A 14,623-nucleotide genomic window follows, 5' to 3' on the forward strand; every position below is an offset into this window, starting at 1 on the left:
ACTGATGCTCAGACCCATCAGGTGACGTCCGCCGGGGACTCCCAGGCAGGCGGTCAGGACGTGCAGAACGACGCCGGCTGGGTCAGGCCGAGGTCCGCGCAGCTCCACTCGACGCCCTGATCGTGGTATCGCCAGCCCACACCGGCCGTGTAGTGGAACAGGTAGCTGACGCCTGTGGTGTCCGGGCGCCGCACGTCGGCAGCGGCCCACGCCTCGACGCACTCCACCCCGGTGGGGGCGAAGGACCAGCCCGCCGGCAGCTCGACCAGGGTCCCGAGGGTCTGCGCCGACGGACAACCAGGATCCTGGGATCGGTCACCGGTGGGAGTGGCTGCCGGCGGCGTCGACGGGTCGGGTCGGTGGCTGGTGGCGACGGCGACCGTGGCGCCGATGGCGAACACCACCACCGCGGCCGCGGCGCCGGTGCCGACCGCCATCCGCCGTTGCGACTGCCGCGACTTACGCAGGGCACGCTCGTACATGTCGGCGGTGCCGCCGTACTCGCTCAGCTCGGACATGGCCTGACGCAGTGGCCCAAGGTCGTCGGTCATCAGGCCTCCTCCAGCACGGCCGAGAGCAACTCCGGCGCGATCTGCCGCATACGGGCCAGCGCCTTGCTGGTCTGACTCTTGATCGTGCCGACCGAGCACTGCAGCAGCTCCGCGGCCTCAGCCTCACTACGGTCCTCGAAGAACCGCACCACCAGCACCGCCCGTTGCCGCCTGGTGAGCTGGGCGAGGGCCTGGTACAGGACAACCTTGAGATCCGTACGCCGAGCATGATCACCACCCGGCTGCACCACGTCAGCCAACTCCCCGGGCAGGGACTCGACTATCCGGCGGCGCCGCCACCAGCTCACGTGCAGGTGATACATCGCGGTACGGGTGTACGCCTCGAAGTGCCCCGGATCATCCAGCCGACGCCGACCCCGATGGGTACGCGCCAACGCATCCTGGACCAGATCCTCAGCGAGATGCCGATCACCGGTCAGCAGGAACGCCGTCCGCAACAACGCCGACGAACGGGCCCGAACGAACTCACAGAAAAGATCGTCTATGGCCTCCGCCATACCCCCACCGTACGGGGTGTGCAGCACAGTCAGTCGACCGAGGTCACCCCGGTCAGGAGATGCAGAACGGCGCCGGCTCGGCGAGACCAAGATCCTTACAGTCGTACCCGCTGCCGTCGCCGTAGTACTTCCAACCCGTACCCACCACGAAGCGGAACAGGTACACGCCGTCCCCGGGGTTGGGGCCCTGCGGATCGGCACCCGCCCAGTCCTGCACACACTCGACAGTGCCGAAGGTCCAACCCTTCGGGAGCTCGACCAACTTCTCCAGCGTCTTCGCCGAAGGGCACCTGGCAACCGTGGCCGTACCGTTCGCCGGCTTGGTCGCCGTCACCGGATCCGAGATGCAGAACGGCGCCGGCGCGGTGAGGCCGAGATCCTCGCAGTCCCATCCGCTGCCCTGGTCGTAGTACCGCCAGCCCGTGCCGGCCACGTGGTGGAACAGGTACACGCCGTCCCCGGCCTTCGGGCCCTGCGGATCGGCACCCGCCCAGTCCTGCACACACTGGACACCGCCGAAGGTCCAACCCTTCGGCAACTCGACCAACTTCTGGAGGGTCGTCGCCGACGGACAGTCGGCGCCCCCGACTGCTGGGGCAGCCACCGTGGGCGAGGCGCCGATGGTGCCGGCGGCCGACGTCGGAGCAGGTGCGGTTGGGCTCGGCCCGGGCGACGCCGTGGAGCTGCAACCAGCGAGCCCGACCAGGGCGGCGACAACGGAAGGCAGCAGGAGGTGACGTGAAGACATTTCCGGGCCCCTATGGATCGTGGCGATCGTCGCTTACACCCGGGTACATGCGATCCGTCGCCCACAGGTTGCCGTCGACCAGAAAGATTTTCCGACCTTGTCCGGCGACCCTGCACGGTCCACCATCGCCTCGCCCAGGCGGCTCCCGTGCCGGCGATCATCACCGCCGTCGTCGCCACCGCGACTCCGTTCAGGGTCAGCAGGGCCGTCAGCGCCACCGAGCCGAGGACGACCATCTCGGTGAGGGCGTTCAGGTCCGACGCCAGCAGGGCCAACCAGCCGATGAACACCGTCGTGAGTCCGCCGGTGAGCCCCCGCAAATCGAACACCGACGACCCGCATTCCGAACACCGCTGGTGCCGCGGATCAAACACCGGTTCGCCCGCAAATCGAAAGCACGGCCTACCCGAGGCGACCACCCGCGAGCGCACCGTGCGCGGAGCCACGAGCATCGGCTCCGGGGTGGTGGCGCTCCTCGTCCTGGGATCCCCGTTCTTCGCGGCGGGGGCACACCGAGGTCCTATTTGACCACGAGATGCCGCCGTCGGTCGTAACGAAGAGTGTTGGCTTGAACACATAGCGATCAATATGGTTGATCGGGTCTGCTGCAACCGGCGGGTCGAAACCCCGACGACACGCCACGGTAACGACCTACGCAAGGGAGAATGTGCATGCTTGGCAACGGGCGCCGGATTCGACGCGGTCACCGTCTGGGGCTGGCCTCCCTGCTCGTGAGCGTTTTGGTGGTGGTGTCGTCCGGGCAACCGGTCTACGCCGCCAACCTCGGCAGCGAGCCGACCCTGCCCTACGCGCAGCCGAACAACACCAACCTGCCCAGGGCTGGCTGCGACACGACCGCCACCGACCCGAAGAATCCGCCGGTCAACAGTCCGGCGGCCCTGCAGGTGATCTACGCGTGGAACGACTCGACCGGCAACCAGTACTCGACGAACGTCGAGCACGCCGCCCGCGTCATGGACCGCGTCGACTGGCTGCTCGACCAGGCCAGCAACTACGACCAGCACTTCAAGTTCAGCTGCCGATCGACGACCACCAGCACGTACAACCAGTACGCGCAGGCGATCGTCACGCCGGAGAAGATCGACACTCCGAACACCGACTACTGGTCGATCGCGAACGAGCTCACGGCCAAGGGGTACGACGACAGCAACCGCTGGTACGTGCTCCTGACGGAGTTCGCGGCGCCATCCGCCTCGGCGTACTGGTGTCCGACCAGTGGCGGTGGAGGCTGCGTCTCCATCGTCGAGGTGTGGGACAGCGGCGTCGTCGGGCACGAGGTGACGCACCTGCTCGGCGCCGGCCACGGCTACATGTCCGAGCACGTCTGGCAGGACTCCAACGGTAACTGGCAGGCCGAGCAGTACTGCCCCGACATCACCATGTGCTGGGGCGACTGGTGGGCCTACGACATGGGCTACCGCCAGAACTACGACCCGAGCGAGACCAGCGCGTCCTTCTATGTGGACAACTACCCGTCGACGACGACGAGGAACACGGCGGTGCATCCGCTGCTCACCTCGCCGGTCTGCTGCGACGTCGGTGCCAACAACGACCTGCTGACCGCGCAGGAGCGGACCATCGAGGCACAGGCGCCGGGCACCTCGAACCCCACCGGGTTCACCACCTCCGGCTCCGGGGCCGCCATCTCGGTGACGCCGCAGGGCTCGTTCACCGGCATCTCCGCCCGCTACTTCGACAACCGCCGCTCGCTGCAGTTCGTCAGCTCACCGCAGTCGGCGGAGAAGTCGGTGCTGGTGAGCCGTAAGCCGTCGGTGACGGTCGGGCACAACTACAAGTTCTTCGTCCGGCTGCGCGCCGACTCCGGCACCGCCGCGCTGCGCCTGCGGTGGTACAACTCCGGCGGCACGCTGCTGTCCACGTCGACAAGCAGCTCGTTCGGCCTGACGTCGAACTGGCTTGAGTGGTCCCACCAAGCGGTCGCACCGTCGAACGCGGCGACCGTACAGATCTCCGTGGTGGCACCGTCCGGTGGTTCGCAACCGGCGACCCTGACCATGCACGTGGACACCCTGCAACTGACCGACTGCAGCGCCAACGAGAACTCATTGTGCCGCCCCACCACCTGATCCCACCCGGGTGATCCGTTCTTTCCCCACGTCGCGCGAGCGCGACGTGGGGAAAGACGTGGCAGACACCGACCCGGCGATCCATGCCTCCCGGCGTCTGCCCGTCGGCCGTCCTCCTCGGATATTCGTCCCGGCTGGACGCAGCGGAGTTCCATGCCCGGGTCCGGCACCTGCGGGGGAATCGTTCTCGACGGACTGCGCGGCCGCGCCGGCCCGAGCCGACACCCGACAGGCACCGCGCGTACCGCTACGGCAACGCCCCGTCCCGAGCGGTCAGCCACAGCTCGTACCACTCGTCGTGGGTCAGATCTGGCGCCCGGGTCGCCGCATCGCGGCAGGCACGGATGCGGTCGGGACGTGCGGTGCCGATCACGGGAGTGATCCGCGCCGGATGCCGCTGGATCCACCACAGCAGGATCGTCTCCGGCGTGGTGCCCTTCCGCTTGGCGAGGGCGGCGACGTGCTCGGCCGTGCCGTGCTCCGTCGGTGTCTCCTGGGCGCCGGTGAAGCGCCCCCGGCACAGGGACCCCCACGCCTGGAGGCCGATCCCGTTCGCCCGGCAGTGTTCCACGGTGCCGAGCGGGAAGCCGGTCGCCGCGGACTCCGGGGTGTTGACGAGGACGCCGGCCTCGACCCAGGCCCGTTGGGCGAGGCTCATCTCGAGCTGGTTGGCCACGAGTGGGCGATCGAGGCGCGCCTGCAACTGCGCGATCTGCGGGGCGGCCATGTTCGAGACGCCGAAGTCGCGCACCAGGCCCTGGCGGTGCAGGGAGGTCAGGGCCTCGGCGACGTCGTCCGGATCGGCCAGCGGGTCCGGGCGGTGCAACAGCAGGACGTCGATGACGTCGGTGCGCAGGCGGGTCAGGCTCTCCTCGACGCTGCGGACGATGTGTGTCCCGCGCAGGTCGTACCGGCCCGGCCCGGAGTCGTCGGCCAGCCGGATCCCACACTTGGTCTGGAGCAGGATGCGTGACCGCAGGTCCGGAGCACGGGCGAGGACCTCCCCGAAGACGGCCTCGGACTTGCCGTACCGGTAGATGTCCGCGTGGTCGAACCCGGTGATGCCGATGTCCAGTGCGGCGGTGATCGCCGCTTCGGCGGCATCGACGTCGCGGGCGGCGTAGGGCGACGTGTCCCAGTCGCCGCCGAGCCCCATGCAGCCGTAGAGCAGGCGGTGGTGGCGTACGTCGTGGGTGGCGCTCATCTGTCGACCCGCGTCCCGCGGGCGGGCGGCGCGACCCGGCGGCTTGTCACTCGTATCTGGGGCACGGTGGTGGCCCTCCGTTTCGGGTGTGGGGCCGGACGGTCGGGGAACCGTCGAGCAGGTTCTCCCCCGTCCGTTTCGGGCACAATAGGGTCGTGGTGCAGACGCGAGCTGTCGATGCCGTCCTGTTCGACTTCTCCGGAACGCTGTTCGACGACTCCGCCGTCCTGACCGTCGCCGCGGTGCGGGAGGCGGCAGGTGCGTGGGGCACGGTGTTGGACGACGGGCCGGCAGCCAGCCTCATCGAGGCCGCCCTCGCGGTCGCCGACTCTCCCGAAGGGCTCACCCGGCGCGAGGGCTGCGACAGGTCGGTGCGACGGCACCGCACCGTGTGGACGGAGCTGTTCACGGAGGCGGCCGTCCGTTCGCTGCCCGGGCGAGCACCCGAGGCGCTGGCCGACGCGCTGTACGCCTGCCTGACCGATCCGCTGTGCTGGGAGCCCTACCCGGACACCGCGCCGGTGCTCACCGCCCTGCACCGAGCCGGGGTGGCACTGGGTGTGGTGAGCAACATCGGGTGGGACATCCGCCCCACGTTCGAGGCGGTGGGCATCGCCGCCCTGCTGCGCGGCGTCGTGCTGTCCTGCGAGCACGGCGTGGTCAAACCGGAGCCGGAGCTGTTCGAGGTCGCGTGCGCGGAGCTGGGCGTACCCGCCGGCCGGACCCTGTTCGTCGGCGACGACCCGGTCCGGGACGGCGCGGCCAGCGTGGTGGGGATGCCTGTCTACCTGCTGCCGCGCGACCGCGCCGTGTCGCGGCCCCGGGGCCTGGGCAACGTGCTCGCCCTCGCCGGCTGCTGAGCGACACGACCGGGCCGGCGCGGCGTAGCCCCCCTCGGCCGCCCTCGACCTCTCAGCCATGGCGGTCGCGGTTGTCCTCGGCCAGACCGTCGAGTTGCTGGCGCACCCACCTCTCCACGGTCCAGGGGGCGGCCACCGCCCGTCGGCGCTCGGCGGCCTCGGCTCGTTCCGCGGCCGGCGCGGTGAGGCCGGCGCGGATCATGTCGGCCTGCTCCACCAGATCGAACGGGTTCACCGTACGGCTCACCGGCGCGAGGATTTCGGCGGCGCCGCACATCTCGGACAGCACCAGGTCGGCGTCGCGGGTGTTGACGAGCACCCCCTCGAACGCGCTCAGGTTCTGCCCGTCCACAGTCGAATTGATCACGAGCAGGTCGGCGCGCTGGAAGCAGCCGATGCTGTGGTCGATGTCGCCGTCGCAGTGCACCCGTACGCGATCGCCGCCGAGTTCGCGGTTGGCCTCGTCCACCGCCTCCTCGACCCGGCGGGTGTAGTCGCTGTTGGCGGTCACGTACAGGCGGTTGGGGTTCATCCGGACGAGCATCTTGGCCGTGTCGAGCCTGTCGTCGGAGCGCACCGCGCGGAGAAAGGCGCGTACGGCCCGCTCGGCGTTCTTCGCGGGGTCGGTCCGGCCGACGTGCACCACGAGCGGGTCGTCCCCGACCCACTCCGCGACGCCGTCCGGCAGCCGGGGCTGGCGCCCGCGCAGGGTGAGCGGACTGTAGCCCAGCGGCATGGCGCGCACCCGGCACCGGTTGCCGCGCCACCGCACCACCCCGCAGTCCCGGTCGACCTTGGCGTCTGGCAGCAGGTCGGCGACGCAGTCGAGGAAGTTGCGCACCCACCGGGTGGTGAAGAAACCGATCGTGGTGGCCGCCAGCATGCCCTCGATCAACCCGGTGCGCACGTGTGCGGGCAGCACCCGCCAGTAGTCCGGTGCGGGCCACGGGATGTGGACGAAGAGCAGCACCGGCGCATCCGGCCGGCGCTCCCGCAGCAGTGCCGGCACACCGAGGAGCTGGTAGTCGTGCACCAGGTACACCGGGTCGGCGACGTCGGCGGAGGCGTCCAGCAGCGCGGTCGCGAAGTCCCTGTTGAACGCGGCGAAGTGGTCCATCGCCGTGTAGGTCCGTTCGGTGAACGTGGGCGTGGTCCAGCGGTCCCAGCCGTAGTTGTTGGCCGCCCAGAGTAGCTCGGCGGTGACGAAGTCCTGTACGACGGAGAACGTCTCGCGGTCGTGGCGCAGCAGCCGGATGGTGACGCCGCCGCCGGACGGCAGCTGCACCTCCAGCCCGTCCGGGTGCTCGGCGGCCACCTGACGGTCGCCGTCGGTGTCGGCGCTGGCGATCCAGGAGACGCCGAGCACGCCGGCCTGGTCGGCCACCACCTTGCCGGTGCCGCCGGGGGCCAACGAGGGGCGCAACTCGCCGGTGTCGGGGTCGGGCGCGAAGCTCACGGCGGCCCGTTTGCTGGCCAGGAACAGGTGGCGCTGACTCATTGTCGATTCCTCCGATGCCGGTTGGACGGATGCTGGCGGAAAGGACGCGCGGTCGTGCTCCTATCCGCGACTTTCGGTGTGCGCGTAGTCCCGAGGGGGTCCGGTCTCCGTGCGCCGGCCGCGTTCCTCGCGGCGGCGGGCGGCGGCCGAGGCGAGCGCGACCGGCGCCATGATCATCGCGACGACCCCGATGAACCCGACGGCGACCGACAGGTTCGTCAGCTCCGCCACGCCGCCGATCATGGGTGGGCCGATGAGGAACCCCGAGTAGGCGATGGTCGTGACGAACCCGATCTCCCGCTCGCCGCCGGTGCCGTCGCTACGCCGGCCGGCGGCGCTGGCCAGGTCGATCGCCACCGGGAAGGCGAACGCGACGCCGCCGCCGGCCAGCACGTACCCGGCGTAGGTGAGCCAGGCCACCGGCACGATGGCCGCCATCAGCAGGCCGGCCCCGGCGAGCAGCGAGCCGACGACCAGGACCCGGATGGCGCCGAAGCGGCGCTGGATCCGTTCGCCGAAGAGCCGGACCACCCCCATCGCGAGACAGAAGACGGAGTACATGATGGCGCCGGCCGCCTCGGACATGCCCCGCTCGTGGACCGCGAACAACGCCGACCAGTCGCCGTTGGAGCCCTCGACGACGGCGGAGATGAACGCGACACCGCCCAGCAGCCACAGGACCGGGCGGCGCAGCATGCTCCGGTCGAGCCCGCCCTGCTCCCGGTGGGCGCCGGGGGTCGGCTCCGCGGTCGGCACGAACCGGATCACGGCGGCGGTGACGGCCAGCGACGCGAGCGTGACCAGGGTGAAGTACGGAAGCAGGTCCACGCGGTTCCCGGCGGCGATCGCTGCGGCGAGTGAGCCACCCAGCGCGCCGAAGCTGAAACCGGCGTGGAAGACCGGCATGAGCGGCCGGTCCGCGCGGCGGATGACGGTCACGGCGGCGACGTTCATCGACACGTCGAACACGCCGAAGGACGCGCCGAGCAGGACCAGGACGAGGGCGAGCTGCACCGGCGAGGTGACGAGCGCGAGGACGGGCAGCAGGCCCGCGGCGGCGACCGCCGACACCAGGATCATCACCCGGGCGCCGAAGCGGGCGCACAACCGGCCCGCGACCGAGGCCGCCGCCGCCAGCCCGACGCTCGCGCCGAGCAGGACGAGACCGAGCACCCCCGGGCTGGCGCCGATCTGTTCGGCGAGGCTCGGCATGCGCGGCGCCCACGAGCCGGCGATGATCCCGTTGAGCAGGAAAACGACGAACACCGGAACTGCCCTCGTACGCACCTGGTCATCCCCTCTCTGGCGATCGCCCGCCACGGCGCCGGCTTCCGCCGTCGCCCCTCGGCCCTCAGGTCGATCCCGTCCCGACCCTCACCGGATGGACTCCGCCAGGCGAGCGGCCAGCGCGACGGTGGTCAGGTGGGTGTTGGCCCGGGGAATCACCGGCATCAGTGAGGCGTCCCCGACGTACACGTTGGACAGCCCGTGCACGCGCCCGTCGGCACCCGCCACCGCCGCGGGATCGCTGTCCGGTCCCATCGCACAGGTACCGACGGGATGCCAGTACCCACCGGGCATGTCGGCAATCGCCTCACGTTGCGCCGGTGACCACGGGGTGAGCGTGGCCATCTCGCTCACCGGAAGGGTCTCGGCGAGCTTGTGGGCCAGGTCGACGCCGTCCAGGGCCACCTGGCGGTCGTAGCCCTCCGGGTCGGAGAAGTAGGCGTGGTCGATGAGTGGCTCGGCCAGCGGATCCAGCGACCGGGCCCGTACGTGGCCCCGGGACCGGGGCGAGAGCACGAACACGTACAGCGCGACCGCCAGCGGGCCGGTGTAGCGGCCCTGCTGCTCCTCACCCGCTCCGGCCGTCGGCACGATGTGCAGGTCCCAGTAGTCGTCGGCGGTCCGGCTCGACCGGGCCTTGAGCACCGTCTGCGCCATGTACACGGCCTGGTCGGCAAGCACCATCGCACCGGTCGGGACGAGCGGGATGTGGACCTTCGAGTGGTCGATGAGATTCGCGCCCACACCCGGCATCGGCGACACCACGGGTGCGCCCAGCTCCCGCAGCACGTCCTCGGGCCCGATCCCGCTGCGCATCAGCAGTGGTGGGTTGCCGTAGGCGCCGGAGGCCAGCACCACGGTGTCCGCCTCGACCGTCTCGGTCCGCCCGTCCCGGATGATCTCCACGCCGGTGGCGCGGTCACCGCTCATCAGCAGCCGCACGGCCAGCGAGTCGCCCACGATCCGCAGGTTGGACCGGCCCCGGGCGGGGTCGAGATAGGCGAACGCGGCGTTCCAGCGCAGATGGCCGACCGCGTTGAGCGGCACCCAGCCGACACCCTCCTTGGCGTCGACGCTGTTGACGTCGGCCAACCGGGGCAGCCCGAGCTGCGTGGCCCCGGCCTCCACCGCCCGGTGCCACAGACCCCGGTCGGGCTCCGCCACCCCGCGTACCCGCAGCTCGCGCAGGGCGTCGTCGAGATACGGGGCGAGCGTGGCGTAGTCCCACGCGTTGTCGGAGTAGACGCCCCAGGCGTCGTAGTCGGTGGGTGCGCCGATGGTGGTCCAGCAGGCGTTGCTCACCGACGACCCGCCGATGACCCGGGCCCGCGAGTGGTACGGCGGGGCGTCCGGCGCCCAGTCGTGGCTGCGCGCGGGAGACCGGCAGTCCAGCAGCTCGGCCGGCCACCGCCCCTCCTCGTACGGCCCGTAGTCCGGTCCCGCTTCGAGCAGCAGCACCGAGCGTCGTCCGTCCTCACTCAGCCGGGCGGCCAACACACACCCGGCGGCACCTCCACCGACGACGACAACATCGGCTCGCAGGTTCTCTGACATCGTCTCTTTCCTTCCCTTCGGATTCGACCGGCGCGCGTCCAACCGGTCCCTCCGGACCTAAAGAAAGCTCCAGTTACCGGGTCGTCCAACGCAGACCCGTGGACGGTCGCCGCCGCGCCGCCGTCTCGCGTTCGTACGGCAGGCGGCCGTCCGGCATGTTCACGACTTCGAGGTACGGCCCGGTGGGGGTTCGTACGTAGGCCCACCGGTCACCGGCGATCGGCCCGTCCGGAATGGTCTCGGGATCGCCAAGCACGGTGACGCCGCGCTGCCGGCGCAGGTACGCGACGGCGGCGTCGACATCGTCGACGTACAGGGCGAGGTGCCGGCCACCCACGTCGCTGTTGCGCGGCGGGCGACTCGCCGCCCCCGCGACGTCGTACTGGTACAGGTCGACGTTGTCGGTGGGCCCGAGGCGCAGGGCGGCGTGGGTCATGGTGCCCCGCGCCGGGACCCCGAGCGCCGCGGCGAGGTCGCCGTCCTCCAACCGGGTCGCGGGCGCGCGGTAGAGCAGCTCGGCACCGAGCACCTCGGTGAAGAAACGGATCGTCGCGGGCAGGTCCGCGACGGTGTAGGCCAGATGGTCGACGTTGCGCAGGCCGGGCACGACGGCGGTGGCGGGCGAGCCGTCGTCCCGGTTGGTCCAGGACGGGCAGGGGCCGAACCGTCCGTCGCCCGCCCGCGCCTCGGGGGGCACCGAGCGGACCTCGAACGACAGGCCCCAGGGGGTGATCATCCGGATCCAGCGAACACCGGCCCGTGGGGAGTCGGCCGGCTCGGTGTACGCCGGGCCGGCCGGGTGCACGTCCAGCCGCCGCAGCAGGTGGGCCGCGGCCTTGTCCACGTCGTCCACGTACAGCCCGAGGTGGTGGCTTCCCACCTCGTGCGGACGTGGCGGGACGCTCACCTGGTCGGGAGCCTGGTACTGGAACAGCTCCACGTTGGTGACCGGCCCGAGCCGGACCAGTGCGATCCGGGCGCTCGCCCGCGGGTGCACGTCGAGGTGGACCGCCATCCAGTCGTCGCTGTGCGACAGCGTCGGCAGCGAATACACCAGCTCACCGCCGAGCCCCGCCACCAGGAGGTCCACTGCCGCGTCGAGGTCGCTGACCGTCATGCCGACGTGGTCGACCCGACGGGCGGTGGGCACCCCCGGCGGGTTCTCGGAACGTGTCACGGTCATCTCGGCACTCCTTCCGCGATCGGGGCGGCCCCGAGCAGGTGGGCCGCGCCGGCGTCGACTCCGCGGATGCTGAGGTGCGCCGTCGCGGGGTGGTGCGGCAGCAGACGGCTGGTCAGGCAGCTGTTCTCCGGCCGCGAGGCGTACCTGCTGGTGGCCCGCGGCACCGGTGTCACCAGGTCGTCGGGCACTCCCAGCCGCCGGGCGATGGTGCCGGCCCACTCGGCGCGGCTGAGCCGGTCGGGCCCGCCGAGGTGCAGGAGTTCCGGCGCCGGAGCACACGCGACCGCCGCCGTCACCCGGGCGACGTCATCGACCAGGACGGGAGTGACCCACTGGTCGACAGGTGCGGCGACCGGTTCACCACGCCGGAGACGGTCCGCGCAGGCGGCGAAGAAGTTCAGCCACTTGGCGCCGGGAGGCTCCTGCCCGTACACCAGGCTGACCCGCAGGACCGTCGCGGACGGCAACTCGCGGACCACCCGCTCGGCGGCCAGCTTGGCCCGCCCGTACGCGTTGGCCGGGCGGGGCGGGCTGTCCTCGTCGTTGGACTGGGCGGTGCCGTCGAACACGTTGTCCGTGGAGATCATCACGAGGCGGCGTCCCGCCGCGGCGTCCGCCAGGTGCCGCGCTCCCGCGAGGTGGACCTCCTCCGCCCGTGCCGGATTGGCCTCGCACCAGGTGACGTCGGACGGGCCGTGGACCAGCACCACCGACTCGGCGCGCGATTGCCGGACGGCCGCCGCGCAGGCGGCCCGGTCGGTCACGTCCAGTTGCAGCCAGGGCAGTGGATCGCCGCCGACCACCGGGGACACCGGGTGTCGCGAGGCGACGACGGCACCGTGGCCCTCGGCGATCAGGTGCGCGGCCAGGGCGCGGCCGACGAAACCACTACCGACGATGAGTACGCGCATGGCCGCCCCTACCTCTCCCCGACGACGGACAACTGGACGCCGGCCGTGTCCCGCGAGGCCAGGTGCCCCATGCCGATCAGGCAGTGGTCGTCGTCGGTCGCGCCGAGACGCACCATCTGCCCGATCTCCTCGGCACCGAGCCCGAAGCAGCCGACCGCACGGAGCTGCCCGGTCAGGTGCTCGATGATCGGCTCACCGACGGCGACGGCGAACCCGCCGATCACGACGTACCGGCGAATTCCGATCGCGGTGTACACGCACGAGATCGCCAGCGCCAGGTACCGCAGGGACTCGCACAGCACGTCGGTGGCGAAGGTGTCCCCCGCCCGTACGGCCTCGGCCAGCGCCTCGCAGGTCATGGCCTCTGGATCCGCCGAGGGGCGGGCCAGCGCCGACCCGGCGAAGCGGTCCGGGTGCTCGACCGCCGCGCGCCGGGCGGCGGCCAGCAGACCCCGACCCGAGGCGACGGCGCCGAGATGGCCGCGACCCCCGCAGTCGCACGGCAGCGCGTCCGGCCGCGGATCGACGAGCCAGTGCCCGAGTTCACCGCCGTAACCCTGCGGGTGCACCAGGACCCTGCCGTCGCGGAAGACCTTGTTGCCGATGCCCGAGCTGATCGTGACGACGCAGAACCCCTCGGTCTCCTCCGCGGCGTAGCGCCACGCCGCCGCCGTCATGTCGTTGGCGACCACCACGCTGCGGCCGAGGCGCCGGGTGAGGATTTCCCCCAGGTCGAGCGGTTCCCCGCCGCCACCCCAGATGGTGGGTGCGGCGAGCACCGTGCCCCGGTCGTCCACCGGCCCGGCGAACGCGAGACCGACGGTGCGAGCCTCCGGGCAGGTGCTCAGGTAGTCGGCGAGCCGGTCGCCGAGCTGCGCCAGCACCCTGGACTGAAGCCGTTCCGGCGGCTCCTGCGGATACCTGGCCAGCCCGTCGACGGCGTGCCGCGTGACGTCGTGCAGACGACCGGTCGCGGCATCCCACCGGCCGATACGCAACGTGGTGCCGCCGATGTCGGCGACCACCACCGTCGCGCCGTCCGAATCGTTCCAGCCGGCCATCACGCACCCCCCGTCGACGCGGCCAGGCACGGGGCCAGGGTCATCGGCTCCGGCGCCGCGTCCACGACCGAACCGTCCCCGAGGACGACTGCCGAGTCCACGACGGCGCCCGCGGGCACGCGCGCTCCGGGCAGCAGCACGGAGTCCCGTACCCGCGCGTCCCGGCCGATCCGCACGTCGGGGAACGCCACGCTGTTCTCCAGCAGACCCTGGTTGTGCAGGTCGGCCCGGACGACGCTGCCGCGGACGCCACCCGCGTCGGCGACGATCCGACAGGCGAGTTCCGGCCGCAGGGTGCGGGGCAGCTCGGTCAGCCGCATGGTGGGCCTGGGCTCCAACAGCCGCAGGTGGGCCCGGTGGTAGCGGTCGACGGTGCCGATGTCCTCCCAGTACCCGTGGACCGGGTACCCGCGGATCCGCTCACCGCCGGCGAGCATGGCGGGGATGACGTCCCGGCTGATGTCGTGCCCCCAGTCGGTGCCGTCCAGCCGCTCCAGGTAGCGGTGCAGGATCTTCGCGTCGAAGAGGCAGAACGCCGCGAACACCAGGTCGCTCGTCGGGTCGGCCGGCTTCTCCTCGAACGACGTGAGGTTGCCCGCGTCGTCGAAGGACACCATGCCGAACAGGTGCACGTACCGGCGCTCGATGCGCTGGTACGCGAGCGTCAACGCGGCGCCGGAACCGCGGTGCGCGGCCACCATCGGCGCGTAGTCGAAACGGTAGACGTGGTCGGCGTGCAGGACCAGCACCTCCTCGGTAGCCCCGCCGAAGATGTGGCGCGCCTTGGACAGCAGCGCGTCGGCGGTGCCGCGTTCGGCCGGCCAGGTGCGCTCCGGAAGGTGCGGTGGCAGTTCACCGGGGCCCGCGTCGCGGTACGCCCCGTCGTATGGGCCGAAGTGCAACCGGAAAGCGTCGCCCCGGTTCCAGCTCAGATGCAGGGAGTCCATGAGCTGCCGCTCCTCGAACTGGGACAGGACGAGCACCTCCCGCAGGCCGGAGGAGCGGGCGTTGAGCAGACTGAAGTCGATGAGTCGGCTGGTGCCGCCGAAGGGGATCAGGGGCTTCGGCGTCTCGGAGCCCACCGGGCCCATCCGCCGCCCTTCGCCGCCGGCCAGCACGACCGCGCGCACCCTGTTCATG

General features: G+C 71.3%; 13 protein-coding genes. 2 read left to right on the top strand and 11 right to left on the bottom strand.

Annotated elements, in window-relative coordinates:
• Nucleotides 1-53 precede the first annotated feature (53 nt).
• From ACGFIQ_RS06255 to ACGFIQ_RS06265, 3 genes are read right to left on the bottom strand one after another with little or no spacing between them, the layout of a single operon-like run.
• The gene (locus ACGFIQ_RS06255) at nt 54-551 is read right to left on the bottom strand and encodes a hypothetical protein (protein WP_393239878.1); all 498 of its coding nucleotides are present in this window, start codon (nt 549-551) and stop codon (nt 54-56) included.
• The gene (locus tag ACGFIQ_RS06260) at nt 551-1,069 is read right to left on the bottom strand and encodes a SigE family RNA polymerase sigma factor (protein WP_393239881.1); all 519 of its coding nucleotides are present in this window, start codon (nt 1,067-1,069) and stop codon (nt 551-553) included. The genes ACGFIQ_RS06255 and ACGFIQ_RS06260 overlap by 1 nt, the downstream gene beginning before the upstream one ends.
• A 52-nt stretch (nt 1,070-1,121) precedes the next feature.
• Entirely contained in the window at nt 1,122-1,817 is a 696-nt protein-coding gene (locus tag ACGFIQ_RS06265; protein WP_393239884.1) for a hypothetical protein, read from the bottom strand.
• A gap of 671 nt (nt 1,818-2,488) precedes the next feature.
• Between ACGFIQ_RS06265 and ACGFIQ_RS06270 the strand changes: the two genes are divergently transcribed.
• Nucleotides 2,489-3,925, top strand: coding sequence for a hypothetical protein (locus ACGFIQ_RS06270; RefSeq protein ID WP_393239887.1), 1,437 nt, complete (start codon nt 2,489-2,491; stop codon nt 3,923-3,925).
• Nucleotides 3,926-4,172: 247 nt separating this feature from the next.
• Here the strand turns inward: ACGFIQ_RS06270 and ACGFIQ_RS06275 are convergent, their stop codons facing one another.
• Nucleotides 4,173-5,129 (bottom strand): aldo/keto reductase family oxidoreductase, encoded by a 957-nt coding sequence (locus ACGFIQ_RS06275; protein WP_393239890.1) that lies wholly within the window; start codon nt 5,127-5,129, stop codon nt 4,173-4,175.
• Between the two features lie 155 nt (nt 5,130-5,284).
• On the opposite strand from ACGFIQ_RS06275, the gene ACGFIQ_RS06280 reads away from it, so the two are divergent.
• On the top strand, nt 5,285-5,989 hold the full coding sequence (locus ACGFIQ_RS06280) for an HAD family hydrolase (RefSeq protein WP_393239893.1): 705 nt from the start codon (nt 5,285-5,287) through the stop codon (nt 5,987-5,989).
• Nucleotides 5,990-6,041: 52 nt separating this feature from the next.
• Here the strand turns inward: ACGFIQ_RS06280 and ACGFIQ_RS06285 are convergent, their stop codons facing one another.
• From ACGFIQ_RS06285 to ACGFIQ_RS06315, 7 genes are all read right to left on the bottom strand, one after another.
• A complete protein-coding gene (locus ACGFIQ_RS06285; protein WP_393239896.1) occupies nt 6,042-7,487 on the bottom strand; it encodes a trehalose-6-phosphate synthase in 1,446 nt (481 codons plus the stop codon).
• Between the two features lie 60 nt (nt 7,488-7,547).
• On the bottom strand, nt 7,548-8,753 hold the full coding sequence (locus ACGFIQ_RS06290; RefSeq protein ID WP_393239899.1) for an MFS transporter: 1,206 nt from the start codon (nt 8,751-8,753) through the stop codon (nt 7,548-7,550).
• 108 nt (nt 8,754-8,861) lie between these two features.
• Nucleotides 8,862-10,328 carry a GMC family oxidoreductase gene (locus tag ACGFIQ_RS06295; RefSeq protein WP_393239902.1) on the bottom strand — a complete coding sequence of 489 codons (1,467 nt, stop codon included), beginning with the start codon at nt 10,326-10,328 and terminating at the stop codon, nt 8,862-8,864.
• 73 nt (nt 10,329-10,401) lie between these two features.
• Nucleotides 10,402-11,511: a VOC family protein gene (locus ACGFIQ_RS06300; protein ID WP_393239905.1), complete on the bottom strand. Its 1,110-nt coding sequence runs from the start codon at nt 11,509-11,511 to the stop codon at nt 10,402-10,404.
• Nucleotides 11,508-12,422 carry an SDR family oxidoreductase gene (locus ACGFIQ_RS06305; protein WP_393239908.1) on the bottom strand — a complete coding sequence of 305 codons (915 nt, stop codon included), beginning with the start codon at nt 12,420-12,422 and terminating at the stop codon, nt 11,508-11,510. The genes ACGFIQ_RS06300 and ACGFIQ_RS06305 overlap by 4 nt, the downstream gene beginning before the upstream one ends.
• Nucleotides 12,423-12,430: 8 nt before the next feature.
• Nucleotides 12,431-13,483, bottom strand: coding sequence for an ROK family protein (locus ACGFIQ_RS06310; protein WP_393239910.1), 1,053 nt, complete (start codon nt 13,481-13,483; stop codon nt 12,431-12,433).
• Complete coding sequence (locus tag ACGFIQ_RS06315; RefSeq protein WP_393239913.1) at nt 13,483-14,622, bottom strand: sugar phosphate nucleotidyltransferase; 1,140 nt, start codon at nt 14,620-14,622, stop codon at nt 13,483-13,485. The genes ACGFIQ_RS06310 and ACGFIQ_RS06315 overlap by 1 nt, the downstream gene beginning before the upstream one ends.
• Nucleotide 14,623: the final 1 nt, after the last annotated feature.

The sequence above is a fragment of the Micromonospora sp. NPDC048898 genome, assembly GCF_043198035.1.
GTDB lineage: Bacteria > Actinomycetota > Actinomycetes > Mycobacteriales > Micromonosporaceae > Micromonospora.

What these genes read in the sequence shown, in the direction of transcription:
- ACGFIQ_RS06310 (WP_393239910.1), bottom strand. Translation starts at nt 13,483, where the DNA reads ATGGCCGGCTGGAACGATTCGGACGGCGCGACGGTGGTGGTCGCCGAC.
- ACGFIQ_RS06260 (WP_393239881.1), bottom strand. Translation starts at nt 1,069, where the DNA reads ATGGCGGAGGCCATAGACGATCTTTTCTGTGAGTTCGTTCGGGCCCGT.
- ACGFIQ_RS06305 (WP_393239908.1), bottom strand. Translation starts at nt 12,422, where the DNA reads ATGCGCGTACTCATCGTCGGTAGTGGTTTCGTCGGCCGCGCCCTGGCC.
- ACGFIQ_RS06270 (WP_393239887.1), top strand. Translation starts at nt 2,489, where the DNA reads ATGCTTGGCAACGGGCGCCGGATTCGACGCGGTCACCGTCTGGGGCTG.
- ACGFIQ_RS06295 (WP_393239902.1), bottom strand. Translation starts at nt 10,328, where the DNA reads ATGTCAGAGAACCTGCGAGCCGATGTTGTCGTCGTCGGTGGAGGTGCC.
- ACGFIQ_RS06300 (WP_393239905.1), bottom strand. Translation starts at nt 11,511, where the DNA reads ATGACCGTGACACGTTCCGAGAACCCGCCGGGGGTGCCCACCGCCCGT.
- ACGFIQ_RS06255 (WP_393239878.1), bottom strand. Translation starts at nt 551, where the DNA reads ATGACCGACGACCTTGGGCCACTGCGTCAGGCCATGTCCGAGCTGAGC.
- ACGFIQ_RS06285 (WP_393239896.1), bottom strand. Translation starts at nt 7,487, where the DNA reads ATGAGTCAGCGCCACCTGTTCCTGGCCAGCAAACGGGCCGCCGTGAGC.
- ACGFIQ_RS06315 (WP_393239913.1), bottom strand. Translation starts at nt 14,622, where the DNA reads ATGAACAGGGTGCGCGCGGTCGTGCTGGCCGGCGGCGAAGGGCGGCGG.
- ACGFIQ_RS06265 (WP_393239884.1), bottom strand. Translation starts at nt 1,817, where the DNA reads ATGTCTTCACGTCACCTCCTGCTGCCTTCCGTTGTCGCCGCCCTGGTC.
- ACGFIQ_RS06275 (WP_393239890.1), bottom strand. Translation starts at nt 5,129, where the DNA reads ATGAGCGCCACCCACGACGTACGCCACCACCGCCTGCTCTACGGCTGC.